Below are 24,174 nucleotides of genomic sequence, written 5' to 3' on the forward strand. Positions count from 1 at the left end.
GCTTATGGGGATGGTTCATCGAAATGGCCCGGAGGAAGCCGGGCCGGGTGCCTATCAATTGGTTTGTATGTTGCGGGTCTTGATGATCTGCCCATAGCGCGCGCGTTCGCTGGCGGCTAGCGCTTGCAACTGCTGCGGGGTCGAGCCGTGGGCCACGGCGCCTTGCGATTCCAGCTTGGTCTTGACGGCCGGGTCGTTGGCAACGTCGCGGATGGCTTGCGACAGCTTGTCGATCACGGCGGGCGGCGTGCCGGCCGGCGCCAGCACGGCGGTCCACGAGCCGGATTGCGCGTTCTTCACGCCGGCTTCGTCGATGGTCGGCACATCGGGCATGGCGGGCGAGCGGCTGTCGCCCGTGACCGCCAGCGCGCGCAGCTTGCCCGCAGTGACGTAGGGCATGGTTTCCAGCACGGACGCAAACAGCATGTCGACGCGGCCGGCCATCAGGTCGGTCATGGCGGGGCCGCCGCCCTTATACGGCACGTGCATCAGGGCGACGCCGGTTGCCTGCTGGAAGATTTCACCCGACAAATGCGGCGCGCCGCCCGTGCCGGAACTGGCAAAGGTGTGCTTGCCCGGTTCGGCTTTGGCCAGCGTCACCAGGTCCGCCACGTTCTTGGCGGGCAGGGTGGTGGGTACGACCAGCACGAAGGGCAGATCCGAAAACAGCGACACGGGCGCGAACGCGGTGGCCGGGTCGGAATGCAGCTTGTAGATCCAGGGGTTGATCGCCAGCATGCCGGAATTGGCGAACAGCAGCGTGTAGCCGTCGGCTGGCGAGCGCGCCACCAGGTCCGCGGCGATCTGCCCGCCCGCGCCCGGGCGGTTGTCCACCACCACCGACGCCGCCAGCTTCTCGGTGAGCGCCACGGCCAAGAGCCGCGCCGAGATGTCGGTGCCGCCGCCCGGCGAAAACGGCACGATCAGGTTGATGGGGCGCTCGGGGTACCCGGCGGCCTGCGTGCTGAACGGCAACGCGGCGGTGGCGGCCAGGGCCAGCGCCGCGGCGATGAGCCGGACGCGGGGGCGGGCGATGGGGGTTGTCTCCATGTCTCTTCTCTTTTTTGGGGTGAATTTGCGTTGGCAAGCGGCTTTCGTCGCGAAAAATCAACGTGCTGCGGTGATGCTCCTTTGGGACTTGGTGGGCCTGCGCGCGGCCATTTTTTCGGAGTATAGAAACGGCTTTCGATGGATAGCCGTTCGAGCTATAAATAGCATTGATCAATTCAAGGATTGAATCGATGGAATTCCGTCAGTTGGAGTGTTTCATTGCGGTGGCCGAAGAGCTGCACTTCGGCCGCGCCGCCGAACGGCTATGCATGACGCAGCCGCCGCTGTCGCGCCAGATTCAATTGCTGGAACAGGATCTGGGCGTGACGCTGTTCGAGCGCAACAGCCGCCAGGTGCTGCTAAGTGCGGCCGGCCGGCGCTTCCTGCGCGATGCGCGCCATCTGCTGGAGTTTTCGGCGCGCGCGGCCGCCACGGCGCGGCGCACGTCCGGGGGCGACGCCGGGCACATCACCCTGGGCTTTACGGCGGTGGCGTCCTACCGACTGATGCCGTCAATGATCATGCGGGCGCGCAAGCTGCTGGCAGGCGTTGAAATCCAACTGCGCGAAACGGTCAGCACCGATCTGGACCGGCTGCTGTTGGCGCGCGAGCTGGACGTTATTTTGGCGCGCAGCGTGCCGCAGCAAGCCGGCATTGAGTCCCGCCTGATCGAACGCGAACCCCTGGTGCTGGCGCTGCCCGCCGGCTCGCCGCTATGCGAACACGACACCGTGCCGCTGCGCCTGTTGCAGGGCCAGCCGTTCGTGCTGTATTCGCCGCGTGAAGGCAAGTACTTCTATGACCGTATCGTGGGGGCGTTCGGGCTGGCGGATGTGCAGCCCGACTACGTGCAGCGCGCGGGGCAAACCCATACGCTGCTGGCGCTGATACGCGCGGGGCTGGGCGTGGGTATCGTGCCGGACTCCGCGCGGGAACTGCGCTTTGAAGGGGTGGAATTCCGGCCGATCGGTCAACGCAATCTGTACGCCGACATGTACCTGGCCTGGCACGCCCAGCACGACAATCCGGCGCTGGACGCGTTCTTGCAACGGGTGGTGGATGTGGATGGGGCGCCCGCGCGCCGCCAGGGCACATCCGTTCCGTAGACCTACAACTGCATCTTCCGCTTGCCCAGCAGCGTCAGCGCCAGGCTGCGGCCCGTGCGCATGAAAGGGTATAGCGCCGTCGACAGGCAGCGGTTGCGAAACACGGCGGCGTTCAGGCTGTTGAACAGGTCGTTGCCGGTGCTGAGCATCGCCAGCCGGTTGATGCAGTCGGCGCCCCAGTAATCCTGGCCATCCAGATGCAGCAGCATGCCTTGGTTCAGGTCATAGCCCTGCGCCTTGTAGGCGACGGCCAGGTCGGGGTGGTCGCGCATATTGAGCAGCTCGATCCGGCCCACTGCTTTTTGCAATTGCAGCATCCGCACGTAGTTCGAGCAGAAGGGGCAGTCTCCGTCGTAGAGCAGGAAGTTCTTGGGCGTGGACATGATGGTCCTTGGTTGACATGCACGAGTCCATTAAAGCGCAACGGCGGCGGGATGTCGTGCGTGAAGGTGCGGGTAGCAAGGTACGTGCCCAGGCCTCTGCCCGCATCGACAGGTTGAATTCTGGATGGTGGCGCAGGCGAGGCTCAGACGGGCGGGCGGCGCAGCGGCGCGTCGCGGTCCTGCTGGCGCCAGTTGGCACGCAACGCGGCGATGCGGCGCAGCGCCAATTGCGACATCTTCCACCAGCCAAACGGGCGCGGGTCGGCCAGCATGCTCATGGCGCGGGCGTAGTCCAGCGTCAGCCCGGGCGTCCACGCCATCGTGAGCGCGCGCTTGCGGATCTGCGAGGCTACCCACAATTCCGGGGTCAGCAGTAGACGCAGCAACACCCCCCAACCGGCCTGGCTGCCGTGCAAGCGGCCCACCACGCCGTCCAACGCGGCATCCAGCGCACGCGCGACCGAGCTGGAGCAGTTGCGGTGGGTCAGGTTGTAGGTGCTGTCCTGCCGATAGTCTTGCCAGAAGTCGGCCAGTTTCTGCGCGTCGTAGTTACGAAAACGCACGCGCACGGTCGATGGGCACCACGCCTTGGATTCCGTGGGGTAGTCGGGTTGATAGACGCCAGGGATGTCGTTTTCGGCGGTGGCGCGCAGCAGGTTGCCGAATTCATCGGGCGACCGGTCGATTTCGTCGCGGGGGTACAGGCTGATGTAGATGCCTTCCGGCGATTCCAGCGCGGCGTGTCCCGTCGAGATCACGCCGTTGATGTCGACGGCGGCGATGTAGCGGTCCACCAAGGGAAGGTTGCGCGTTTGAGCCTTGGCCGAGCCGGACGGGGTCCACACATGCACCGTCAGCGCGGGCTCGGAGTCGTCGGGCGGGCCGTCCCATACGGTCGGGCCGGGGGGGCGGGGCGCCAACGCAGCGCTTGCATTGGAAGCGGGCGCGGACGTGGGTTCCGAGGGCATGAAGTCCGGCGATGCATTGGACGCAAACGCCGGGTTTGACGCCAGGTGCTTGACCCGACGCGCCAGCCACAGCAGCTTCACGCCCGCGATGCCCAGGAACAGCCCCAGGCAATACGGCACGGTGCCGACGTAGTTGGTGGGGTAGGGCTGGAAAAAGAAAATGGCCAGCAGAATTTCAGTGATGCCACCGGCAAAGGCGTAGCGCCACCGCTCGTAGCGCACCACGTACGCCGCCAGGCATTGCAACACGCCGTCGGTCAGGAACAAAGCGCCGAAGATCATCGACAAGGCAAAGTGCCCGTGATGGTGGCCCGCCAGGATCAGGCTGCCGGCCAGCAGCACGAACAGCCCCTTCACATAGCGCAGCACACGCTGCCCGCCCACGCCGGTCGTCGCGATCATCAGCGTGGCCAGCCCTTCAATGATGAAGAGAATGGCGAAGGCGTTCAGCGGGAAGTACAGCGCGTTGTCCAGCGCGTCGATGAAAACGACGATGCCCGCGACCAGAAAAAACAACCCGGCCGCGAACAGACCTTTCCATCGCTTGCGCAGATAGGGAACTCCCAACAGAAGCAGTACAAGTTGTGGCATGCCTGTGTTCCAGTTCAAGAAGGGGGAAACTGAATCGTACAGAAACTTGGTGGCGCTTTAACGTGGGCTTGTCTTTAAAACGGTCGTCGGTGAGGGCTTAGGCGATCCTTGATTGGCGATGTGTCTAGGATTGCGGCGCCGTCGCTGGGTTCGTGTCCCAACCCAGGCGCACTGCGTAGTCGCGTACATCTTCAGGCCACGCGGCGATGCATTGCGCAAAGCGCTCGCGGTCACTCGCGTATAGCGCACGGGTCGCTTCTTCAAAGCCTGGCAGGTTGCCCGTCATGGCGGACATGAAGCGGTACGCGGCTTCCTGGCGCTGGCGTGTCTGATCTTGCGCTTCGTTGTCGCGGCGCGCTTGCTCCACCAGTTTGCGCAGCGCGACCGATGCGCCGCCCGGCTGCGCGGCCAGCCAATCCCAATGCCGAGGCAGCAGCGTCACTTCGCGCGGCACCACGCCAAGCTTGGGACGGCCACGTCCGCGTGGCTGCGCGTCTGCGGGGTCGCTTGCATCGGCTTCTACGTCTATAGATGACGCGTGGCGCGCAATGATGGCGGCATCGTCGCCGCGCAGATCCAGGTCCGTCTGCTGGCCGGTGGTGTCGTTGAACACCAGGGGTTGGCTGCTGCTTGTGGACATGGCGCGTTTCACCGCCAACGCCACGTCGGCAAGCGGTCCGGCGGCAAGAATGCGGTGGCCGGCAAAGGCGGTGTAGTGCGGGGTGGGAGGGGTCGTCATGATGTCGGGTTCCGATTCGTCTGATCTCAAATCAATCACAAGTCGGATTATGATCCGGGTAAAAATAGCCTGTCAATATAATCCGGGTAAAAATATCCGGCTTGTTGAATGGCGGCAACAGGGCAGTAAGCCGGGCTCGGATTGCCGGCGTCCGTGGGTGTCGGTTGAGCGGCGCCGCCTTCGCAAAATTTCCGTACAACCCTAGGGTAGACCCTAGAAAAAACTTGCTGGCGGCGTATAATCTTGCTTTGCGCCCGGAGTTACCCATGCGTCTCGTTCAAAAAGCGCTCACCTTCGACGATGTGTTGTTGGTGCCTGCGTATTCCGAGGTGTTGCCGCGCGACACCTCCCTGGCCACCCGCCTGACCCGCAATATCAGCCTGAATATTCCGCTTGTGTCCGCCGCCATGGACACCGTCACCGAAGCTCGCTTGGCAATCGCCATGGCTCAAGAAGGTGGCATCGGGATCATTCACAAGAATTTGTCCGCTGATGCCCAAGCCCGTGAAGTGGCTCGCGTGAAGCGCCACGAATTCGGCATCGTGATCGATCCGGTCACCGTCACCCCCCAAATGAAAGTGCGCGACGCCATTGCGTTGCAGCGCCAGCATGGCATTTCGGGCCTGCCGGTGGTGGAAGGCCGCAAGCTGGTCGGCATCGTGACCAACCGCGATCTGCGTTTTGAAGAAAACCTGGATCAGCCCCTGCGCAACATCATGACGCCGCAGGAACGCCTGGTCACCATGAAGGAAGGCGCCACGCTGGACGAAGCGCAATCCCTGATGCACAAGCACCGCCTTGAGCGCGTGCTGATCGTGAACGACGGCTTTGAGCTGCGTGGCCTGGCCACCGTCAAAGACATCGTCAAGAACACCGAACACCCGATGGCCAGCAAAGACGGCCAAGGCCAGTTGCGCGTTGGCGCAGCGGTTGGCGTGGGCGCGGGCACTGAAGAACGCGTGGAAAAGCTGGTTGCCGCCGGCGTTGACGTCCTGATCGTCGACACCGCGCACGGCCACTCCAAGGGCGTGCTGGAAGGCGTGCGCTGGGTCAAGCAGAACTACCCCAAGGTTGAAGTCATCGGCGGCAACATCGCCACCGCCGCCGCCGCGCGCGCGCTGGTCGAACACGGTGCCGACGGCGTCAAGGTCGGTATCGGCCCCGGCTCCATCTGCACCACGCGTATCGTCGCCGGTGTGGGCGTGCCGCAAATCCATGCCATTTCCGAAGTTGCCAAGGCGCTGGAAGGCACGGGCGTTCCGCTCATCGCCGACGGCGGCATCCGCTACTCGGGCGACGTCGCCAAGGCGCTGGCCGCCGGCGCGTTCTCGTGCATGATGGGCGGCATGTTCGCCGGCACGGAGGAAGCCCCGGGCGAAGTCGTGTTGTTCCAAGGCCGTTCGTACAAGTCGTACCGTGGCATGGGCAGCCTGGGCGCCATGACGGACGGCTCGGCCGACCGCTATTTCCAGGACCCGTCCAACAACGCCGACAAGTTGGTCCCCGAAGGCATCGAAGGCCGCGTCCCCTACAAGGGCAGCGTGCTGGCCATCATTTACCAATTGGTGGGTGGCATCCGCGCCTCGATGGGCTACTGCGGCGCCGCCACCATTGACGACATGCGTACCAAGGCCGAATTCGTGGAGATCACCTCCGCCGGCGTGCGCGAGTCCCACGTACACGACGTGCAGATCACCAAGGAAGCGCCCAACTACCGCGCCGACTGATCCGTACAGTCAACTACAATGTCATGCATCACGCACCGGCAGAATCGCATTAACAATCGCGGTTCTGCCGGTGCGGTTTTATTTAATCGGTAGAGCTCAATGCACCAGCGCATCCTCATTCTTGACTACGGTTCGCAAGTCACCCAACTGATCGCCCGCCGCGTCCGCGAAGCCGGCGTCTACTCCGAAGTGCACCCTGGCGACGTCGACGACGCCTTCGTGCGCGAGCAGATGGCGCAAGGCTTGAAGGGCATCATCCTGTCCGGCAGCCACGCCTCGGCCTACGAAGAAGGCTCGATGCGCGTGCCGCACGCCGTGTTCGAGCTGGGCGTGCCGGTGCTGGGCATCTGCTACGGCATGCAGTCCATGGCGCAGCAACTGGGCGGCGTGGTCAGCTTTTCCGACCACCGCGAATTCGGCTACGCCGAAGTGCGTGCCCACGGCCACACCAAGCTGCTGGAAGGCCTGGACGACTTCACCACGCCCGAAGGCCACGGCATGCTGAAGGTCTGGATGAGCCACGGCGACAAGGTCACCGAGCTGCCCCCGGGCTTCAAGCTGATGGCCTCCACGCCGTCGTGCCCCATCGCCGGCATGGCCGACGAAGAACGCCGCTTCTACGCCGTTCAATTCCACCCCGAAGTCACGCACACCGTCCAAGGCAAGGCCATGCTGGCCCGCTTCGTGAACGAGATCTGCGAATGCCAGGGCGACTGGAACATGCCCGACTACGTCGCCGAAGCCGTCGCCCGCATCCGCGAGCAAGTCGGCACCGACGAAGTCATCCTGGGCCTGTCCGGCGGCGTCGATTCCTCGGTGGCTGCTGCCCTGATCCACAAGGCCATCGGTGACCAGCTCACCTGCGTGTTCGTCGACCACGGCCTGTTGCGCCTGGACGAAGGCAAGCAGGTCATGCAGACCTTCGCCGAAAACATGGGCGTGAAGATCATTCACGTCGACGCCACCGCCCAATTCATGGGCAAGCTGTCTGGCGTTGCCGACCCCGAAGCCAAGCGCAAGATCATCGGCCGCGAATTCGTCGAAGTGTTCCAGGAACAAGCCGGCAAGCAGCAAAGCGCCAAGTGGCTGGCCCAGGGCACGATCTACCCCGACGTCATCGAATCCGCTGGCGCCAAGACGGGCAAGGCCACGTCCATCAAGTCGCACCACAACGTGGGCGGCCTGCCGGACACGCTGAACCTGCAACTGCTGGAACCCCTGCGCGAACTGTTCAAGGACGAAGTCCGCGAACTGGGCGTTGCGTTGGGTTTGCCGCCGCAGATGGTGTACCGCCACCCGTTCCCCGGTCCGGGGCTGGGCGTTCGGATTCTGGGCGAAGTGAAGCATGAATATGCTGAACTGCTGCGCCGTGCCGATGCGATCTTTATTGAAGAATTGCGGAACACCAAGGATGAAGCTAGTGGCTTGACTTGGTATGAGCTGACGTCCCAAGCGTTTGCGGTGTTCCTGCCGGTGAAGTCGGTGGGCGTGATGGGCGATGGGCGGACGTATGAGTACGTTGTGGCGCTGCGTGCAGTCCAGACGTTTGACTTCATGACGGCCGACTGGGCGCCGCTGCCGCACCCGCTGCTGGCTCGGGTTTCTTCACGGATTATTAATGAAGTGCGCGGGATTAATCGCGTGGTTTATGACGTGTCGAGCAAGCCGCCGGCGACGATTGAGTGGGAGTGATTTGAGGTCCTTCGGGGACTATCGCCAGTTAACGGCGAGGCATTCATACGTTCTTATCCCAAGCTACCGGCAAAACGCCGTGCGTAGTCTTCACGTTTGAATGCCTCGATCACGAAGTCGATGAAGACTCGCGTCTTGCCCGGGAGCAGGTCGCGACTCGGATAGTAGAGCGAGATTGCGCCCGCATCGGCCCACCAGCGCGGCAAAACTCGCACAAGCTTCCCCGACTCCAATCCTGCTAGAACATCAGGGACGGCCAGCATGGCGACACCCAAGCCTAGCTGCACCGCCTCCCTCAGCGCGGCAGGGTCGTTGACCACTAAAGTTTCGCGCATCAATGCGGCAACCTGATCGCCTTGCGCGTCGCGCATGTTCCAGGTACGGATGCGGCCCGACTTGAGTGAACGCATGACGATTCCATCCAGCTCAATCAGCCCGGATGGGTCAGCAGGTGCCGTGCACCGGGCCAGATAGGCAGGAGATGCGACGGCGATGATGTGCGCTGGTGCCAATGTCCGGGCGATCATGCCGGGCGCGAGCTCGAAGCCACCACCAATAGCGGCGTCGTAGCCTTCGGCGATCAGGTCCACTGCGCGGTTCTCGAAATGCCACTCGGGCTTGATGCGAGGGTAGCGCTGCAAGAAGTCCGGCAGTAGCGGCAGAATGTGGCTCATCCCGACGGTTGGCGGCAGGCTGATCTTGAGCACACCCGCAGGCTGTCCGTCGTCTGCTGATATAGACGCAATGGCGTTTTGCAAAGACTCCAGATTGCCGCCGATCGCGCTCAGGAATGCCTCACCCGCCTCGGTCAGCGTCAGCTTGCGGGTTGAACGATGGAACAGCCGTACTTTTAGGTTGCGTTCCAGCATGGCCACGTTCCGGCTTACCGCTGCCGGAGTTAGCGCCAACCGCCGCGCCGCAGCCGAAAAACTTCCGCTTTCAGCACTGCGCACGAACGACTCCAAGTTGGCCAAGGTCTCCATTCGTGAATATTAAATGGATGCTTGAAAATGATTCAAGTCGTATGGCACTAATCAAGAGGAAATAAGTGGGCGACAGTGCGGGTGACTCATTCACGACCACTAACGAAGCCGGAGATGCAGCATGCCAGCGGTACTCGTCCACGGCGTTCCCGACACCCATCGACTCTGGAACCGCCTTCTCTCACAAATCAAAAGGCAGGACGTGATTGCACCTGACCTGCCGGGTTTTGGAAAACCTGTGCCCGATGGATTTACGGCGACAAAAGAGGAATATATCGATTGGCTGACTAGGGAACTGGAGGCGATTGGCACACCGGTCGATTTGGTTGGCCACGACTGGGGTTGCTTGCTGACCGCGCGGATCGCGTCGACTCGCCCCGATCTTGTCCGCACCTGGGTGGGGATCAGTGGCCCAGTCGATCCCGCATATCCCTGGCACGATCTGGCGAAGATCTGGCAAACCCCGGTGGAGGGCGAGCGCTGGATGGAAGATCTCGATCTGGAAGCGTTCGCCGATCAGCTCGTTCAAGCGCAGGTGCCCAGGGACGAGGCGCGAGAGATGGTTCGCTATATCGACGAAACCATGAAGTCGAGCATCCTTGCGCTATATCGATCAGCCGTCCGTGTCGGTGCGGAATGGAAGCCAGAGCTGAGCAACATCACTGTACCGGCGCTGGTAATTTGGGGTTTGGATGACCCCTATCTGCCACACCGCTTTGCCGATGAGCTGGCGAACGCTACCCGCGCTCAGGCGGCAGTCAAGCTTCGTAGCTCCCATTGGCCCATGTTGGAGCGGACCACGGACGTGGCGCGGGAATTAGAAGCGCATTGGGCTCAGGTTTAGATATCAATGGTCTAGGTGCATGCCGAAAATTATTCAGATGCAGTCCCTCGGCGGTCCGGCCGTCCTGCAGATCATCCACAGTGACCTGCGGGCGCTAGGTGCTGGGGAGGTTCAGATCACCCAAGACGCGATTGGTCTCAATTTCGTCGATACCATGATACGGAGGGGGCAGTATCCGATGACGATGCCAGCAGTCCCTGGTTTTGAAGCAGCGGGGATAGTCACCGCGATAGGACCCGACGTCAGTGGGCTCTCGGTCGGCGACCGTGTCGCCTACTTCTTCGCCGAGGGGGCATACGCTACCGAGAGGGTGATTTCAACGGCACCGTTGGTTCGCCTGCCTGGCGACATCACCAATGAGGTCGCAGCGACTTTCTTGGCCAAGGGCGGAACGGCCTGGATGGGTCTTCGTGGGCTCTACGATCTCAAACCGACTGATGTGGCGCTGGTGCTCGGCGCATCAGGAAGCGTGGGCTCAATTCTTTCCCGTTGGGCAAAATCGCTCGGCGCGACGGTCATTGGTATAGCTGGGTCTCCGAACAAGCTTTCCAAGGTAAGCGCTGGCAGCACTTACGCGTTTCACTCACAAGATCCCGACATCGCGGCGAACATCCGCGCGATCGCGCCGGACGGGGTGGATGTGGTTTACGATTTTGTAGGGCAGGCGATGTTTGATTTGGGCGCTGCAAGTGTCCGGGACGGCGGTGTCATAGCAGCTATCGGCTATGCGTCGGGCCAAGCATCGACAAACCGATCAGATATCGCTCGACGAGCCATCGCTGTTCGAAGTGGCGGTGCCCCTCAATATGTGCGTGGCCAAGCGGTTGGGATTGCGACCAACGAGCTATGGGCCGCAGTGCGTTCCGGCATTTTCGACGACCTCGAAACCGCTCGCTATCGGTTCGATGAGATTACGCGTGCACATGACGACATGGACAGTCGGCGCTTGACCGGGCTTCCGGTTCTGATCACATAGACCAACCTCCAGGCGGATATTAAATAATTGCTTGAAGATGATCCAAGTCATTTGATACTAATCATTCAGCAATAAAAGCGCGAAAGTCACTCCACCGAATCCTCGGCATTTAAACGGAGTGACCTATGAACGACACAACTTCTACCCAATCGCTTCCGCTGCTAGGCAAGACGGCTTTCGTCACTGGTGGTTCGCGCTCCATCGGGGCGGCCATCACCAAGCAACTCGCTGCCGACGGTGCCCAAGTCGCCTTCACCTACCGGGGCTCGCCTGACTCAGCCAAGCAAACAATCGCCGACATCGAGTCAGCCGGTGGCCGCGCGCTGGCCATCGTAGCCGACGCTGCGGACCCGGACGCCGTGCGCGCGGCCATCACCAAGACGGTCGAGACATTTGGTGGTCTGGACATTCTGGTGAATAACGCCGGAATCGCGTCGGCGAGCCCGATAGACCAGATTACGTTCGAGGACTATCAGTCGATGCTCGCGGTCAACGTCACGGGCGTGTTCGTTGCCACGCAGGAAGCCGTACGCCACATGAAGGAAGGTGGCCGAATCGTGCACATCGGGAGTTCGGCAACGAAGTATGCCGGTGTGCCCGGTCTCTCGGTGTACGGACTGACAAAGGGAGCCATCACTGGCTTTAACCGCAGCTTGGCATACGACCTGGGCTCGCGTGGCATCACCGTCAACACCGTGCACCCCGGGCCCGTAGATACGGACATGAATCCGGTCGATAGCGAGTGGGCCAAGTTGCTCATCCCCGGTATCGCGGTGGGCCGTTACGGCAAGCCGAATGAAATCGCCAGCGTCGTGGCGTTTCTCGCCAGCCCACAGGCCTCCTATGTCACGGGCGCCGACATCCTGGTCGACGGCGGCTTCACGTCTTAAGCGTCTCTGGAGTGGGCCCGCTGGCCCGCTCCACACGACTGCAAAGCCGATCTTCATCATCAGACCCAATTTTTGTTCGGCCTAAAGCGGTCTAGACAAGCCGCGCTTGCTCCTCCCCGGCAAACTAGGGTTATCCGGGATTCTTTATGCTTAAACTTTTGTGAAGAATGAGCGGCAGATGCAGGGCACCGCCGCGATGAGGCATCAAGGCGGTTCACCGGGGTGCGGCACCTGACGCACCGTACGCAGGATCGCGCGGTGGCGGCCCAGAAGGAGAATCGGATGCTGTTGCGTAGACATTGCCTGGCCGTGATGATGCTGGCGCTGACTGGCTGGGCGACGGGCAGCCAGGCGCAAACGGCGCCTCAGGCCTGGCCCACCAAGCCGGTGCGTCTGGTCGTGGGGTTGGCCCCTGGCGGGCTGGTCGACGTGCTGACGCGCACGGTGCAGCCGCATTTGGCCGAGGCCTTGAAGCAGACCGTTATCGTGGAGAATCGGGGCGGCGCGGGCGGCAACGTTGCGGGCGCCGAAGTCGCGCGCAATGGCGGAGACAACCATACCTTCTTGCTCAATCCATCGACGACCGAATCGGTCAACCCGCTGATGTTCACCAGCATGCCGTTCGATCCGCAGCGGGACTTGCGGCCGGTCGCCTTGTTGGCCAACAGCCAGTTGTTCTTGTTCGTCCGGTCCTCGCTGGGCGTCGATACGCTTGAAGCGTTCGTCGAATACGCGCGCAAACAGCCCAATCCGCTTAACTACGGTTCGGCCGGCAACGGCACGACGCCGCATCTGGCTGGCGAGCTGCTCAAGCAGGCTACCGGCATGCAGGCCACCCATGCGCCATATCGCGGCGTGGCGCCGGCGATTCAAGACCTGGCCGCGGGCCAGATCGACTTTGCGTTTGGACCGGCCACGGTCTTTCCCATGGTGCAAGCGGGCAAGCTGAAGGTGCTGGCGGTGGCGAGCCGGCAACGGGCTGCCGTGGCGCCCGACATCCGAACCTTTTCTGAGGCTGGCATTGACGGCGTTTTCGCGGACAGCCTGTTCGGCGTGTATGCCGCCGCCGGCACCCGCGATGATGTGGTCAATCGCATGAACGGCGAAATCAACAAGGTGTTGGCACGGCCGGAGATCAAGGCGCGGTTCCTCGACGCCGGCGCCGAGGCGCTACCGCTGAGCGTGGCCGACTACACCGCGCGCGTGGAGGACGAGAAGAAATTGTTCGCCCCATTGATCAAGTCGTTGGGGCTGAAGGAACAGTAGAGAAATAAGGGGTCGAAATAAGGAGTCAGACTGCAATTTCGCCGATGCCAGCGAAAAATTGCAGTCTGACTCCATGGTGTATCAGCCCAACAGTTCCTTGCGAACGATTTCGGCGCCTTCGCTCAAAGCTAGCAGCTTGCCCTTCGCAATAGCCCGCGACAACGGCGCCATGCCGCAGTTCGTGCACGGGTACAGCTTGTCGGCATCCACAAACTTCAGCGCCTTTCTCAGCGTATTGGCCACTTCTTCCGGCGTTTCAACCTTGTCGCTCGCCACGTCAATGGCGCCGACCATTACCTTCTTGCCGCGAACCAGTTCCAGCAGATCAATGGGCACGTGCGAGTTGTGGCATTCCAGCGAGATGATGTCGATATTGGACTTCTGCAGCTTGGGGAACGATTCCTCGTACTGACGCCACTCCGAGCCCAGCGTCTTCTTCCAGTCGGTATTGGCCTTGATGCCGTAGCCGTAGCAGATGTGCACGGCGGTTTCGCACTTCAGGCCTTCGATGGCGCGTTCCAGGGTGGCGATGCCCCAGTCGTTGACCTCGTCGAAGAACACGTTGAACGCCGGTTCATCGAATTGGATGATGTCCACGCCTGCGGCTTCCAATTCGCGGGCTTCCTGGTTGAGGATCTTGGCGAATTCCCATGCCAGCTTTTCGCGGCTCTTGTAGTGGGCGTCGTACAGGGTGTCGATCATCGTCATGGGGCCTGGCAGCGCCCACTTGATGGGTTGCTTGGTTTGCTGACGCAGGAATTTGGCGTCTTCAACGAACACCGGCTTTTGACGGCTGACGGCGTCCACGACGGTCGGCACGCTCGCGTCATAGCGATCACGGATGCGAACGGTCTCGCGCTTTTCGAAATCGACGCCGTCGAGATGTTCGATGAACGTCGTGACAAAGTGCTGTCGGGTTTGCTCGCCGTCGCTGACGATATCAATGCCCGCATGCTGTTGTTCTTGCAGCGCCAGGCGCAAGGCGTCTTGTTTGCCCTCGATCAGCTCTTCGTCTTGCAGTTTCCAAGGCGACCAGAGTTTTTCAGGCTGTGCAAGCCACGAAGGCTTGGGCAGGCTGCCGGCGGTGGAGGTGGGCAGTAGTTTTTTCATGATCAGTTGTTCTCGTCTGTTTTTGAGTGATTAGTGCGCGTAGTTGGCGGCCCAGCTTTCCAGCACGTGCTTGTAGGGCTTGATGAAGTGCTCTTCCGTGAACTTTCCCTGCTTCACGGCAAGCTGGCTGCGCTCATCGCGGTCATAGACAATCTGCGTCAGCGAGTAATCCTGATTCTTCAGGCTCGGTTGATAGACCTTCCCCGCGGCGGAATTGGCGTTGTAGATCTCGGGACGGTAGATTTTCTGGAACGTTTCCATCGTGCTGATGATGCTGATCAGCTCAAGGTTCGTGTAGTGGCCCAGCAGGTCGCCCTGAAAGTAAAAGGCCAATGGTGCGGCGCTGCCCGGGGGCATGAAGTAACGGACCTGCAAGCCCATTTTTTCGAAGTACTGGTCCGTCGGCGAGAATTCGTTCTGCTGATATTCAATGCCCAGGATGGGGTGCTGATTTTCCGTGCGCAGGTACGTCTTGCTGCTTGAGGCGCTGATGCAGATGACCGGCGGCTTGCTGAACTGCTCTTTGTAGGCGCTGGAACTGACAAAGTGCTTGAACAGCTTGCCGTGCAAGTCGCCGAAACCGTCAGGCGAGCTAAAGCTGGATTTGTTCTTGTTGTGCTCTTGCAAAAGCACGCTGAAGTCGTAGTCGCGCACGTACGAAGAGAAGTTGTTCCCGACGATCCCTTCGATGCGTTCGTTGTTGTGGCGGTCAATGATATTGGTCTTCAAGATTTCAATCAGCGGAAACGCATCACTGCCGCCGTTGGCGGCGATGTTCATTTCAACGGAGATGATGTCGAGTTCGACCGTGTAGCGATCCCCCCTGGGGTTGTCCCAATGCGCCAGGCTATTGAAGCGCCGGTCGATCATCTTCAGCGTGTTACGAAGGTTCTGCTGGCGACTCGTTCCCCGTGCCAGATTGGCGAAGTTGGTCGTGATGCGCGTGCTGTCGGAGGGCTGGTAATTTTCATCAAAAGGAATGCTCTTGATGTTGAATGTGAAGGCGTTGCTCATGGTGTTGGCGTGTGCTGATTTTGGCGAAAGAATTACGGAGTCCGGCTGCTGCTTGGCGACGGACGTTATCGCCGCTGCGGGCGGCGCGTGAATTGGCTTTGCGTCAGGCTGCCACCGCTTCTTGTGCGGCGGCGGTGCGTGGATGGCGCATCAATTCGATCAAGGGCAATGCGCGCTGGACCGCCAGTCGGGCCCGTTCGATCAAGGCTATGTCCTGCACGCGGTAGTCGACAAAATCCTTGTCGGTGGCGTAGACGCCCAGCGGCAAGGTGCGTGCCTGGAAGAAGCTGAACAGCGGCCGCAACTGGTGGTCGATGATCAGGGCATGGCGTTCGCTGCCGCCGGTGGCCGCCAACAAGACGGGCTTGTCGATCAGGGCGTCCTGATGAATGAAGTCGAAGAAGTGCTTGAACAGCCCGGTGTACGAGCCTCGGTAGACCGGGGTTGTCACCACCAGGATGTCCGCTTGTTCGACCACGCCAAGCTCGCGCTCCACCGTGTCGGGCAATTGCGAGCGCCAGACGGCGCCGGCCAGTTGCGGGGCGAGTTCACCCAGTTCAACCAGGTGCTGTTCGCACGGAATATGGTCGGCGATCAGATCCAGCAGGTGTTCTGCCAGGGCCGCTGACTTGGAGGGGCGTTGCAGTCCGCCGGAAACTGCGACTAGACGGAGTGGACGTGTCATCTTTGCTTCACATGAATGGATCTGCCCGGCGCCGCATCTGTTTGTGCAGTTGCAGCATCAAGCTGGAACCGCATGCTAGAGGAGGGTAACGATGAAGTAAAATGGTTTTATTTCACTAATCCATGAGCAGGAATCATCTGAATGCTTGAGCGCATCCACCTCAGCATCGTCCAGCAGGTCGAAAAGCAAGGGGCGTTGACGGCCGCCGCGGGCGTGTTGAACCTGACCCAGTCGGCCCTGAGCCACAGCATGAAGAAGCTGGAGGTGCAGCTGGGCACCGACGTCTGGCTGCGCGAAGGTCGAAGCCTGCGCTTGACGCAGGCCGGCCAATACCTGTTGGCGGTGGCGAACCGCGTGCTGCCGCAACTGGACCTGGCCGAAGAGCGCCTGGGCCAATTCGCGCAGGGCGAACGCGGCGCGCTGCGCATCGGCATGGAATGCCACCCTTGCTATCAGTGGTTGCTGAAGGTGGTTTCACCGTATCTGGCGGCCTGGCCCGACGTGGATGTGGACGTCAAGCAGAAGTTCCAGTTCGGCGGGATCGGCGCGCTGTTCGGCTACGAGATCGACCTGCTGGTGACGCCCGACCCGCTGTTCAAGCCGGGCCTGAAGTTCGAGCCCGTGTTTGACTACGAGCAGGTGCTGGTCGTGCCCAAGGGCCACCGCCTGGCAACGGCTGCGTACGTGAAGCCGCAGCAGCTGACGCAGGAAGTGCTGATCAGCTACCCCGTGGACATCGAGCGCCTGGACATCTACAACCAGTTCCTGCTGCCGGCCGGCGTTACGCCCAAGCGCCATAAAGCCATCGAAACCACCGACATCATGGTGCAGATGGTGGCCAGCGGACGCGGTGTGGCAGCTCTGCCGCGCTGGCTGGTCGAGGAATACGCGGCCCGGATGGATGTGGTGCCGGTGCGGCTGGGCGTGCGCGGCATCGCCAAGCAGATTTTTCTGGGGGCGCGCGAGGCGGACAGCGCCATTGACTACGTGCGGGCCTTCATCGAACTGGCCCGCCATCCGGCCACCGACGCGCCGACCGCCGTGGCGCAAGAAGCCAATGAGTGAACTTCACCGGGGTAGGCAAACCGCTTGCCAAGCGGTTTGGCGTGCCAAGTAGTGATGTCCTGGATTTCCTTCCGTTCGACTATGGTGGCCAGCAACATCACCGACGCCTGTTTGTTGGATGTCACGGCAAGGGGCATTGCGGCGCTGACCGCTGCTGATCGAGCGGCGTTGGGCTGCGAAGCTAGATGATGGAACGATAGGTCGCCAAAGCCTTGGTGGTCTGAACCAAGCCTTGCCGAAACAGGATCTCCAGATAGCGATCGACGTCAATAGGTGGGTTCTTGAGTTGTGCTCGCTGGCGCTGCGCGGCGGCTACTACCGCTGGTGCATCGAGGTCGAAGAGATTTTCAACAAATTCGTCTGGATGCTGGCACTCGACTCCGTACGAAGCAAGCACGTCCGCTGGAAAATCGCGCTGGTTGAAGGTCACGATCACGGTAGCGCTACAGTGGATGGCGGCGGCCATAACGTGGCGGTCGTCGAGGTCGGGAAGAACCACTCCCGCAATGAGTTCTTCATATCCATCCACCAGGGCATCCGGGATTGCGCGATCCATCAGGTCTGAAGTGCGATCGACTTGCGAACGAGTCAGATCGGGCCGGTTGAGCAGTAGATTGCGTTTCCACTCCTCATGAATGTCGCGACTCCAGCGGGCACGGAATCGTCCTGACAGTCCCAGCCACATTAGAAAGTCACGCAGCGGCGCGGGGTAGAGTACGCAGGCATCGAAGATGGCAGTAAAAGGGAAGTGCCTCATTCGTAACCCATGCTTGATTCCTGAGCCTGACGGGCGAGCTCCGCCATGGCTTCTTCGCTAGCACGGTCGCGTGCGTCCTTGTACTGCGTCAGGTCCGCGAACCGCACTCTGCGATGTTTACCGGTTCGATGGAATGGCAGCACGCCATCCTCAAGTAGCTTGACCAGGTGAGGCCGGGAGACGTTGAGCATGTCCGCGGCTTCCTGAGTCGTCAGTTCTGCATGGACGGGTACGACTTTTACGGCGTTGCCGTCGGCCAATTCGGCCAGGATGTCGACCAGCAGACGCAGCGCAGAGGTGGGCAACTCTACTTGGTGGGCTTGGTTCCGTTCATCGAAGATCTGGATGTGTTGTGTTTCAACGCGGGTTGCCAGGTACGTGGCCAACGCGCGCTGGCCTTGAACAGCCGCCTCCACTTCCCGTGCGGCGGGTAACGTCATCTTGGTTTCGGCAATGGCGGTCATGGCTAGCTCCTGAGCTAAAAGCACTTTCAGGGGCGAGCTTATTCGAAATAAACGAAAATCGCAATAAACGAAAGTCGGGGGCGAGTAGGGGTCATCCACCCTCAATCAGCATGCCTCGCAACCGCTGGCGCTGCTTTTCCAGCGCCGCTATCTGCTTCTCCAGTATCGCCAGCCGCTTACGTTTCGCATCCGTCATATCCGCGCATGCCTTCGCCCCTTCAATCAGCAACATGCAATCCGGAAAGCTGCGGATTTCTTCCAAGCTGAAGCCGGTGGCGATCAAACGCTGGATCTGTTTGACCTGTGTGACGGCCACCGCCTCGAAGCCACGGTAGCCATTCTCGGCCCGCGTTGATGCAAGCAGACCGTGCTGATCGTAGTGACGAATCGAGCGCACGCTGACGCCGGTTGCTTGCGCCAACGCGCCGATCTTCAGCAGGGTGGTGGACTCAGTTTTTTTCATGGATCGAACCTTATCATCCGCGCTTGACTGTGACACTAATGTCAGGCTTTAGCCTGGGCTCTTTCCATTCGAAGGAGCTTCAACATGATGTCTTTCAACCTCTTCAGCACATGGCGTAAGGGCTTGGCCGCCGTGGCCTTGATGGCTGCATCCGCGCTGGCGCAGGCTGCTGTGGAACCGTACACCGTGACGGCGCCTGATGGGGTGCGCATCGCGGTGCAAGAAGCCGGTGACCCGAACGGGCAGCCCATCATCTTCATTCACGGCTTGCTTGGCAGCCACCAGAGCTGGGACAAGCAGATCAACAGCCCTGAGTTGCAGCGCTATCGGCTGATTACCTTTGATATGCGCGGGCATGGTATGTCCGGTCAACCGGAGCGCGCCGATGCCTACCGTGATGGCGGGCGTTGGGCGGATGATCTGGCAGCGGTGATTGCTGGGTCAGGAGCCCGGCAGCCTGTCTTGGTGGGATGGTCGCTAGGCGCCGCCGTGGCCACTAACTACTTGGCCGCCTATGGTGACGAGAAAATCGCAGGCGTTGTGTACGTGGGCGGTGTCATTGAGCTAAAACCCGAACAAATCGTGTCGCATCCGCAGGTTTACAACGGAATGGCATCGCCGGATCTCAAGACGCATCTTGATGCCGAGCGTGAGTTCGTGGCGCTGTGCTTTGCCACGCAGCCGGACGCGCAGACGTTCCAGCGTTTGCTGGCGAATGCGGCCATGGCGTCACAGAACATGCAGAACGCCGTGCATGGTATGTCGCTGAATGCGCCGAAGGGCTTGGGGGCCATGCACAAGCCGCTGTTGTTGATTTACGGTGCGCGTGATGCGTTGGTTCAGGCCGAACCGTCCTTCAATCGGGCCAAGGCTTTGAACGCCGATGCCATCGGCAAGTTCTACCCAGAAGCGGGGCACTCGCCGTTTATCGAAGAGACGCAGCGCTTCAATCGTGATCTGTCTGCTTTTGTTGATGGGGCAGCATCGCATTAGCCGTTCATCGGCGCGCTGGGAAAATCAATGCTGGCATGTTTTATAGCAGTCGATATAAAATCGCCAGACATCGCACGGCACCTGCAACGCAAGTGCCTTCGTCAACCAGCTTTCCCCGGGGGAGGCCACCGCATGACGCAACTTGCCGACCCCATCCAGGATGCCGCCATCGGACCCGCTGCCACGTCTCACCCCCAGCAACCCTCTCGCAAAACCCTCCAAGGTCTCTGCTGGGCGGCCCTTAGCGTGCTGATCTTCGCCGGTTGGTTTGTGGTGACGCGCTTTAGCGTGACGCGCGAACTGCGCTTGTGGGATGTCACCGCGCTGCGATTCGGTATTGGCGCCCTCATTCTCTTTCCCGTATTACTGCGGGGTTCCAGGCGCATGTCTGCCAAGCAATGGAGTGAAGGACTGCTGTATGCCTGCCTGTGGGGCATGCCCTTCGTGCTGGCGGTGGCTCTGGGCTTGCAGCTCACGTCCGCCGGGCGGGCAGCGGCAGTGGCGCCGACATTGATGCCGGTTTTCGTTGGCCTGTTTGCGTGGGTCTTCCTGAAAGAAAAACCAGGCAGGGGGCGGTCGCTCGGCTATCTGGCTATCGTTATCGGTCTGATCTGCATGATCGCGGGCGGAGCCTCTGCGCACGGTGTTGCGAACCCGGTGGGCATCTTGGCGCTGATCACTGCCGCCGCGATGTGGGCCGTTTATACGCTGCTGTTTCGGCGCAGCGCGTTGACGCCGGTGCAGGCAGCGGCGTTGATTTGCTTCTGGTCGGCCGTGCTGTTCCTGCCGGTCTACCTGTTTGCCGGGCTCAGCCGCCTTGGCTTGGCGTCGCCCGGCGAAATTGGTTTGCAGGCGTTCTATCAGGGCGTCTTGATGAGCGGCGTGGCCATCGTGTCCTTCAACAGATCCGTCGCGCTGCTGGGGCCGTCGGCCGCCACGGCCATCATTGCCTTGATCCCGGCGGTTGCCGCGCTGACCGCCATTCCCGTCCTGGGTGAGCTGCCGTCGTGGGAAGAGGGCGTAGCCCTTCTTGCCGTGGTCGGCGGCGTGCTTCTGGCCGCCCGTCCCAAGCGCAAAGCCGCAGTCCCATCGACCACCACCGTAGCGAGGAACCCGCCATGATCCGTTTTTACTTTCATCCGACGCCCAACCCCGCAAAGATCGCGCTTTTCCTGGAAGAGACCGGGCTGGAGTACGAAGCCGTGCCGGTCGACACCAGCAAAGGCCAGCAGCACACGCCAGCCTTTCGGGCCATCAATCCGAACGGCAAGGTGCCGGCCATCGTTGATACCGACGGCCCTGGCGGCAAGGAAGCGCGCGTGTTCGACTCGACGGCCATCCTGATCTATCTGGCCGACAAGACCGGCAAACTGACAGGCACGCCGGAGGATCGGCCGGAGTTGCTGTCATGGCTGTTGTTCATTGCGTCGGGCCTGGGCCCGTTCTCTGGCCAGGCGGTGCACTTTCAGTTCGCAGCGCCCGATGGCCTGGACTACGCCGTCAACCGTTACCGCCGCGAGGCCGAGCGGCACTACCAAGTGCTGGACGAGCACATGAAGGGACGCGAGTTCGTTGTCGGCAACAGCTTCACCATCGCGGATATTTCGGCTTGGGGCTGGCTTGATCGGGCCTCCCGCGTGTTTAAGGGCGCCGAGGATCCGCTGGCACCGTTTCCGGAACTGAAGCGCTGGTTCGCCAGTGTGGATGCGCGCCCAGCCGTTGCGCGCGCCCGGGCGCTTAGCAAAAGCCACCAGTGGAAAACGGTCAACGACGACGAGACCAAGCGGGCGTTGTTCCCGTCGAACTTTCCCCCGGCGTCGTCACAAGGAGCCTGAGATGGATCTGAAGAACAAACGGGTTCTGATCACAGGCGGATCAAGCGGCATCGGCCTTGCGCTGGCCCATGCGCTGACGGCGCGCGGCGCCAGGGTGGTCATCACGGGGCGGCGGCAAAGCGTGCTGGATGATGCGCTGCGCGGTCTGGATTCGGCCACGGGGGTGTGTGCCGACGTCGGTACGACCGAAGGACGCGTCGCTACGCTCGACAAGGCCGTTGCGGCCTTGGACGGGCTCGACATCCTGATCAACAACGCGGGCGGCGTGCGCGCTGGCCGTTTGGAAAATACGGCAGAGGCCGACATCGAGCAGATGGTGTCCGTGGACCTGCTTGCGCCGATCTTGCTGACCCGCGCCGCGATCCCGGCCTTGCGGGCCAGCGGTGATGCCATGGTGGTGAACGTGACCTCTGGCATTGCGCTGGTGGGCGCGCCGTTCTACACGACCTACGCAGCGGTGAAAGCGGGCTTGGCGCATTTCGGCGAGTCGCTTCGGCGCGAGCTTAAAGGCGAAGGCATCCATGTGTTGACGGCCTATCCGGGCGGTACCGACACGCCCATGATGCAATCCAACCGCGCCGGCCCGGAACTGGGGTTTTCGCGGGAGCCTGCTTCCGCGGTGGCCGAGGCCATCGTCCAGGGAATCGAGACGGACGCTTTCGAGGTCATCAGAGGCGGCGAGACACGCGCGCAGATGATCGCGCTGAACCGGCAGGATCCCGCCGCCGTTGATGCACGGTTTCTGACGCTCAAGCCCGCGCTTGAAAACGCCGTCAAGGACCACAGCGCACTATGATGGCGTCGCCTTTCCCTGTTCGCTGTGCGAAGCAGCCGCTAAGGAGACCCCATGGCGCGCCCAAGAGAGTTTGACGAAGCGGCGGCGCTTGATGCCGCCATCGCGTGCTTCTGGTCGCGCGGCTATGAGGCGACGTCGGTTCGCGACCTGACCGCTGCGATGGGGATCGTAGGCCCCAGCCTGTACAACACGTTTGGCGACAAGCGCACTCTGTACCAGCGGGCGCTTGCGCATTACGTCGAGCGTGGCTTTTGCGAACGGGTCAGGCGCTTTGAGTCGCAATTGACGCCTCGCGAGGCTATCGGCGCGTTCTTTGACGAGATCCTCGAGCTATCGCTGGCGGACGAACAGCGCAAGGGTTGCATGATCGTGAATTCGGCGCTGGAGCTGTCGCCGCACGATGCCGAGTTCCAGCAGGCGCTGACGCTTGTGCTGCGGGATATGGAAGCCTTCTTCCTGCGCTGCGTGCAGTCGGGTCAAGCGGCCGGCACCATCAACGCCACGCAGTCGGCAGAGGATCTTGCGCGCATGCTGCTCGGCTTGCTGATGGGCCTGCGCGTGCTGGCGCGTTCGCGACCGGAACCGGAGTTGCTGCGCGGTTTGGTTCGGCCCGCGCTGGCCTTGCTTGACGACGCCAGCCCGGCCCGTTGATCAAACGGAAGAACGACGTAAATTCGCTCAACCGTGCCAGTGTGAGCAACGGATCACGCTGCAGAAGTTGCCGCGATGGAAGTGCGGCTCTTTGTCAGAGGTCAGGTCGCGGTCGAACGTCTGGGTCCGAAAAATAGCGTTCTGTTAAGGCTGCGCGCGTTGTGCTTCAGTCGCGGCATCCGACAGCAGCGCATCCGCGATATCCAACATCGCTCGCAAGCGATCCATATGCCGCAGATCGTGGTGGTAGCCCACCCATATATCCCTGCTTGGCGGCTGGTCCGGCATGTCGATGCGCTGCAAGCCAGGCACGGCATCGCCAATTGGTCTGGGCAGTACGGCCATACCCATGCCGCGCGCGCACATCTGCGCTTGAACCGCCCGGCTTGTGCTGGTGAAAACGCGGGGTGACTGCGGAAACCTATCCAGCAGCCACGCGACATCCGGAAAGTGGGACTGTGCCGTGTTCATCAGAATCAGTCCCACGGAAGACGGATCGTGCTGCATGGCGGATGCGGTGTCCGCCGAACCATATAGCCCGTACGAAACCGTCATCAGGCGGCGTTGAACGATGTCTGGTTCGGTAAAGGGCACGATGCGAAAAGCCACATCGGCTTCACGGCGTGACAGATCAAGCAGCCGGTAGCTGGCAATCACCTCGGGCACGACGGCCGGATGGCGGCGAGTCAGTTCGGCCAGGACAGGCGCCAGCACATAGCCCGCAAACCACTCGGCCGACGATATTCGCAAGATTCCCTCAAGCCGCTGATGGTTGCCCGCCAGCCGCCTTTCCATAGACAGCGCGGAATTCTCCATGGATTCCGCCAACGCCATCACGGCGTCCCCCGCGTCCGTCAGCACCAGCCCGTCTTTCGTTCTGCGAAACAGTGCTTGTTCGGCTTCGTCTTCCAGCGCCTTGATCCGGCGGCCCACGGTGGGATGGCTCACGCCCAGGCGCCGCGCGGCTTCGCCAAAGGATTGGCCGCGGGCCACCGCCAGGAAGATCCGGACGTCGCTCCATTCCATGCTGTGATTTCCGTTCAAAACTGAACGGCAAATATACAGAAATGGCAGTTCGCAAACAATTCTATTCCGATCACCATGACGGCTTCGCCGAGCTGGACCA

Annotated in this window: 25 protein-coding genes; 13 read left to right on the forward strand and 12 right to left on the reverse strand. The window is 61.5% G+C overall.

Annotated elements, in window-relative coordinates; all coding sequences use genetic code 11:
• Positions 1–54: 54 nt before the first annotated feature.
• The gene (locus tag ACE04A_RS07040) at positions 55–1,050 is read right to left on the reverse strand and encodes a Bug family tripartite tricarboxylate transporter substrate binding protein (RefSeq protein ID WP_485819985.1); all 996 of its coding nucleotides are present in this window, start codon (positions 1,048–1,050) and stop codon (positions 55–57) included.
• A 191-nt stretch (positions 1,051–1,241) separates the two neighbouring features.
• On the opposite strand from ACE04A_RS07040, the gene ACE04A_RS07045 reads away from it, so the two are divergent.
• Positions 1,242–2,156, forward strand: coding sequence for a LysR family transcriptional regulator (locus tag ACE04A_RS07045; RefSeq protein WP_259246614.1), 915 nt, complete (start codon positions 1,242–1,244; stop codon positions 2,154–2,156).
• Between the two features lie 2 nt (positions 2,157–2,158).
• Here ACE04A_RS07045 and ACE04A_RS07050 read toward each other — a convergent pair whose 3' ends face one another.
• From ACE04A_RS07050 to ACE04A_RS07060, 3 genes are all read right to left on the reverse strand, one after another.
• A complete protein-coding gene (locus tag ACE04A_RS07050; protein WP_100856120.1) occupies positions 2,159–2,539 on the reverse strand; it encodes a DCC1-like thiol-disulfide oxidoreductase family protein in 381 nt (126 codons plus the stop codon).
• Between the two features lie 143 nt (positions 2,540–2,682).
• On the reverse strand, positions 2,683–4,098 hold the full coding sequence (locus ACE04A_RS07055; RefSeq protein ID WP_448716283.1) for an HdeD family acid-resistance protein: 1,416 nt from the start codon (positions 4,096–4,098) through the stop codon (positions 2,683–2,685).
• A 124-nt stretch (positions 4,099–4,222) separates the two neighbouring features.
• Complete coding sequence (locus ACE04A_RS07060; protein WP_448716282.1) at positions 4,223–4,837, reverse strand: DUF2239 family protein; 615 nt, start codon at positions 4,835–4,837, stop codon at positions 4,223–4,225.
• Positions 4,838–5,103: 266 nt separating this feature from the next.
• On the opposite strand from ACE04A_RS07060, the gene guaB reads away from it, so the two are divergent.
• Together guaB and guaA are read left to right on the forward strand one after the other, a co-directional pair.
• Positions 5,104–6,564: an IMP dehydrogenase gene (guaB, locus tag ACE04A_RS07065; protein WP_100856117.1), complete on the forward strand. Its 1,461-nt coding sequence runs from the start codon at positions 5,104–5,106 to the stop codon at positions 6,562–6,564.
• 99 nt (positions 6,565–6,663) lie between these two features.
• Entirely contained in the window at positions 6,664–8,256 is a 1,593-nt protein-coding gene (gene guaA / locus ACE04A_RS07070; protein ID WP_230695160.1) for a glutamine-hydrolyzing GMP synthase, read from the forward strand.
• Between the two features lie 53 nt (positions 8,257–8,309).
• Here guaA and ACE04A_RS07075 read toward each other — a convergent pair whose 3' ends face one another.
• Positions 8,310–9,239 carry a LysR family transcriptional regulator gene (locus ACE04A_RS07075; RefSeq protein WP_448716280.1) on the reverse strand — a complete coding sequence of 310 codons (930 nt, stop codon included), beginning with the start codon at positions 9,237–9,239 and terminating at the stop codon, positions 8,310–8,312.
• Positions 9,240–9,360: 121 nt separating this feature from the next.
• Between ACE04A_RS07075 and ACE04A_RS07080 the strand changes: the two genes are divergently transcribed.
• The 4 genes from ACE04A_RS07080 (at position 9,361) to ACE04A_RS07095 (ending at position 13,215) form a co-directional block, all read left to right on the forward strand.
• The gene (locus tag ACE04A_RS07080; protein ID WP_279994100.1) at positions 9,361–10,083 is read left to right on the forward strand and encodes an alpha/beta fold hydrolase; all 723 of its coding nucleotides are present in this window, start codon (positions 9,361–9,363) and stop codon (positions 10,081–10,083) included.
• Positions 10,084–10,102: 19 nt separating this feature from the next.
• Positions 10,103–11,059 carry a zinc-binding dehydrogenase gene (locus tag ACE04A_RS07085; RefSeq protein WP_448716279.1) on the forward strand — a complete coding sequence of 319 codons (957 nt, stop codon included), beginning with the start codon at positions 10,103–10,105 and terminating at the stop codon, positions 11,057–11,059.
• 125 nt (positions 11,060–11,184) lie between these two features.
• Positions 11,185–11,949 carry a 3-oxoacyl-ACP reductase family protein gene (locus ACE04A_RS07090; protein WP_447989726.1) on the forward strand — a complete coding sequence of 255 codons (765 nt, stop codon included), beginning with the start codon at positions 11,185–11,187 and terminating at the stop codon, positions 11,947–11,949.
• A 282-nt stretch (positions 11,950–12,231) separates the two neighbouring features.
• Positions 12,232–13,215, forward strand: coding sequence for a Bug family tripartite tricarboxylate transporter substrate binding protein (locus tag ACE04A_RS07095; protein ID WP_448716278.1), 984 nt, complete (start codon positions 12,232–12,234; stop codon positions 13,213–13,215).
• Positions 13,216–13,296: 81 nt separating this feature from the next.
• Here ACE04A_RS07095 and ACE04A_RS07100 read toward each other — a convergent pair whose 3' ends face one another.
• From ACE04A_RS07100 to msuE, 3 genes are all read right to left on the reverse strand, one after another.
• Complete coding sequence (locus ACE04A_RS07100) at positions 13,297–14,325, reverse strand: methionine synthase (RefSeq protein ID WP_448716277.1); 1,029 nt, start codon at positions 14,323–14,325, stop codon at positions 13,297–13,299.
• 30 nt (positions 14,326–14,355) lie between these two features.
• Positions 14,356–15,339 (reverse strand): DUF1852 domain-containing protein, encoded by a 984-nt coding sequence (locus ACE04A_RS07105; RefSeq protein WP_448716276.1) that lies wholly within the window; start codon positions 15,337–15,339, stop codon positions 14,356–14,358.
• Positions 15,340–15,442: 103 nt separating this feature from the next.
• Positions 15,443–16,024 carry an FMN reductase gene (msuE, locus tag ACE04A_RS07110; protein WP_448716274.1) on the reverse strand — a complete coding sequence of 194 codons (582 nt, stop codon included), beginning with the start codon at positions 16,022–16,024 and terminating at the stop codon, positions 15,443–15,445.
• A gap of 141 nt (positions 16,025–16,165) precedes the next feature.
• Between msuE and ACE04A_RS07115 the strand changes: the two genes are divergently transcribed.
• A complete protein-coding gene (locus tag ACE04A_RS07115) occupies positions 16,166–17,089 on the forward strand; it encodes a LysR family transcriptional regulator (RefSeq protein ID WP_485819986.1) in 924 nt (307 codons plus the stop codon).
• Between the two features lie 181 nt (positions 17,090–17,270).
• On the opposite strand, the gene ACE04A_RS07120 is transcribed toward ACE04A_RS07115, so the two are convergent.
• The 3 genes from ACE04A_RS07120 to ACE04A_RS07130 form a co-directional block, all read right to left on the reverse strand.
• Positions 17,271–17,846 carry a VapC50 family PIN domain-containing toxin gene (locus ACE04A_RS07120; protein ID WP_448716272.1) on the reverse strand — a complete coding sequence of 192 codons (576 nt, stop codon included), beginning with the start codon at positions 17,844–17,846 and terminating at the stop codon, positions 17,271–17,273.
• Positions 17,843–18,310, reverse strand: coding sequence for a helix-turn-helix domain-containing protein (locus ACE04A_RS07125; RefSeq protein ID WP_448716270.1), 468 nt, complete (start codon positions 18,308–18,310; stop codon positions 17,843–17,845). Before ACE04A_RS07125 ends, ACE04A_RS07120 begins: the two co-directional genes overlap by 4 nt.
• A gap of 91 nt (positions 18,311–18,401) precedes the next feature.
• Positions 18,402–18,773, reverse strand: a complete 372-nt coding sequence (locus tag ACE04A_RS07130; RefSeq protein ID WP_448716269.1) for a MerR family transcriptional regulator — start codon at positions 18,771–18,773, stop codon at positions 18,402–18,404.
• Positions 18,774–18,860: 87 nt separating this feature from the next.
• Here ACE04A_RS07130 and ACE04A_RS07135 point away from each other — a divergent pair, with 87 nt between their 5' ends.
• From ACE04A_RS07135 to ACE04A_RS07155, 5 genes are all read left to right on the forward strand, one after another.
• Positions 18,861–19,766, forward strand: coding sequence for an alpha/beta fold hydrolase (locus ACE04A_RS07135; RefSeq protein WP_448716304.1), 906 nt, complete (start codon positions 18,861–18,863; stop codon positions 19,764–19,766).
• Between the two features lie 132 nt (positions 19,767–19,898).
• On the forward strand, positions 19,899–20,888 hold the full coding sequence (locus ACE04A_RS07140) for a DMT family transporter (RefSeq protein WP_279994112.1): 990 nt from the start codon (positions 19,899–19,901) through the stop codon (positions 20,886–20,888).
• The gene (locus ACE04A_RS07145; RefSeq protein ID WP_448716267.1) at positions 20,885–21,601 is read left to right on the forward strand and encodes a glutathione S-transferase family protein; all 717 of its coding nucleotides are present in this window, start codon (positions 20,885–20,887) and stop codon (positions 21,599–21,601) included. The genes ACE04A_RS07140 and ACE04A_RS07145 overlap by 4 nt, the downstream gene beginning before the upstream one ends.
• A 1-nt stretch (position 21,602) precedes the next feature.
• Entirely contained in the window at positions 21,603–22,397 is a 795-nt protein-coding gene (locus tag ACE04A_RS07150) for an SDR family NAD(P)-dependent oxidoreductase (RefSeq protein WP_448716265.1), read from the forward strand.
• A gap of 51 nt (positions 22,398–22,448) precedes the next feature.
• A complete protein-coding gene (locus ACE04A_RS07155) occupies positions 22,449–23,048 on the forward strand; it encodes a TetR/AcrR family transcriptional regulator (RefSeq protein ID WP_448716263.1) in 600 nt (199 codons plus the stop codon).
• 144 nt (positions 23,049–23,192) lie between these two features.
• Here ACE04A_RS07155 and ACE04A_RS07160 read toward each other — a convergent pair whose 3' ends face one another.
• On the reverse strand, positions 23,193–24,074 hold the full coding sequence (locus tag ACE04A_RS07160; RefSeq protein ID WP_448716262.1) for a LysR family transcriptional regulator: 882 nt from the start codon (positions 24,072–24,074) through the stop codon (positions 23,193–23,195).
• Between the last annotated feature and the right edge of the window lie 100 nt (positions 24,075–24,174).

The organism is Achromobacter colocynthidis (assembly GCF_057334535.1).

What these genes read in the sequence shown, in the direction of transcription:
- ACE04A_RS07040 (WP_485819985.1), bottom strand. Translation starts at nt 1,050, where the DNA reads ATGGAGACAACCCCCATCGCCCGCCCCCGCGTCCGGCTCATCGCCGCG.
- ACE04A_RS07045 (WP_259246614.1), top strand. Translation starts at nt 1,242, where the DNA reads ATGGAATTCCGTCAGTTGGAGTGTTTCATTGCGGTGGCCGAAGAGCTG.
- ACE04A_RS07050 (WP_100856120.1), bottom strand. Translation starts at nt 2,539, where the DNA reads ATGTCCACGCCCAAGAACTTCCTGCTCTACGACGGAGACTGCCCCTTC.
- ACE04A_RS07055 (WP_448716283.1), bottom strand. Translation starts at nt 4,098, where the DNA reads ATGCCACAACTTGTACTGCTTCTGTTGGGAGTTCCCTATCTGCGCAAG.
- ACE04A_RS07060 (WP_448716282.1), bottom strand. Translation starts at nt 4,837, where the DNA reads ATGACGACCCCTCCCACCCCGCACTACACCGCCTTTGCCGGCCACCGC.
- guaB (WP_100856117.1), top strand. Translation starts at nt 5,104, where the DNA reads ATGCGTCTCGTTCAAAAAGCGCTCACCTTCGACGATGTGTTGTTGGTG.
- guaA (WP_230695160.1), top strand. Translation starts at nt 6,664, where the DNA reads ATGCACCAGCGCATCCTCATTCTTGACTACGGTTCGCAAGTCACCCAA.
- ACE04A_RS07075 (WP_448716280.1), bottom strand. Translation starts at nt 9,239, where the DNA reads ATGGAGACCTTGGCCAACTTGGAGTCGTTCGTGCGCAGTGCTGAAAGC.
- ACE04A_RS07080 (WP_279994100.1), top strand. Translation starts at nt 9,361, where the DNA reads ATGCCAGCGGTACTCGTCCACGGCGTTCCCGACACCCATCGACTCTGG.
- ACE04A_RS07085 (WP_448716279.1), top strand. Translation starts at nt 10,103, where the DNA reads ATGCCGAAAATTATTCAGATGCAGTCCCTCGGCGGTCCGGCCGTCCTG.
- ACE04A_RS07090 (WP_447989726.1), top strand. Translation starts at nt 11,185, where the DNA reads ATGAACGACACAACTTCTACCCAATCGCTTCCGCTGCTAGGCAAGACG.
- ACE04A_RS07095 (WP_448716278.1), top strand. Translation starts at nt 12,232, where the DNA reads ATGCTGTTGCGTAGACATTGCCTGGCCGTGATGATGCTGGCGCTGACT.
- ACE04A_RS07100 (WP_448716277.1), bottom strand. Translation starts at nt 14,325, where the DNA reads ATGAAAAAACTACTGCCCACCTCCACCGCCGGCAGCCTGCCCAAGCCT.
- ACE04A_RS07105 (WP_448716276.1), bottom strand. Translation starts at nt 15,339, where the DNA reads ATGAGCAACGCCTTCACATTCAACATCAAGAGCATTCCTTTTGATGAA.
- msuE (WP_448716274.1), bottom strand. Translation starts at nt 16,024, where the DNA reads ATGACACGTCCACTCCGTCTAGTCGCAGTTTCCGGCGGACTGCAACGC.
- ACE04A_RS07115 (WP_485819986.1), top strand. Translation starts at nt 16,166, where the DNA reads ATGCTTGAGCGCATCCACCTCAGCATCGTCCAGCAGGTCGAAAAGCAA.
- ACE04A_RS07120 (WP_448716272.1), bottom strand. Translation starts at nt 17,846, where the DNA reads ATGAGGCACTTCCCTTTTACTGCCATCTTCGATGCCTGCGTACTCTAC.
- ACE04A_RS07125 (WP_448716270.1), bottom strand. Translation starts at nt 18,310, where the DNA reads ATGACCGCCATTGCCGAAACCAAGATGACGTTACCCGCCGCACGGGAA.
- ACE04A_RS07130 (WP_448716269.1), bottom strand. Translation starts at nt 18,773, where the DNA reads ATGAAAAAAACTGAGTCCACCACCCTGCTGAAGATCGGCGCGTTGGCG.
- ACE04A_RS07135 (WP_448716304.1), top strand. Translation starts at nt 18,861, where the DNA reads ATGTCTTTCAACCTCTTCAGCACATGGCGTAAGGGCTTGGCCGCCGTG.
- ACE04A_RS07140 (WP_279994112.1), top strand. Translation starts at nt 19,899, where the DNA reads ATGACGCAACTTGCCGACCCCATCCAGGATGCCGCCATCGGACCCGCT.
- ACE04A_RS07145 (WP_448716267.1), top strand. Translation starts at nt 20,885, where the DNA reads ATGATCCGTTTTTACTTTCATCCGACGCCCAACCCCGCAAAGATCGCG.
- ACE04A_RS07150 (WP_448716265.1), top strand. Translation starts at nt 21,603, where the DNA reads ATGGATCTGAAGAACAAACGGGTTCTGATCACAGGCGGATCAAGCGGC.
- ACE04A_RS07155 (WP_448716263.1), top strand. Translation starts at nt 22,449, where the DNA reads ATGGCGCGCCCAAGAGAGTTTGACGAAGCGGCGGCGCTTGATGCCGCC.
- ACE04A_RS07160 (WP_448716262.1), bottom strand. Translation starts at nt 24,074, where the DNA reads ATGGAATGGAGCGACGTCCGGATCTTCCTGGCGGTGGCCCGCGGCCAA.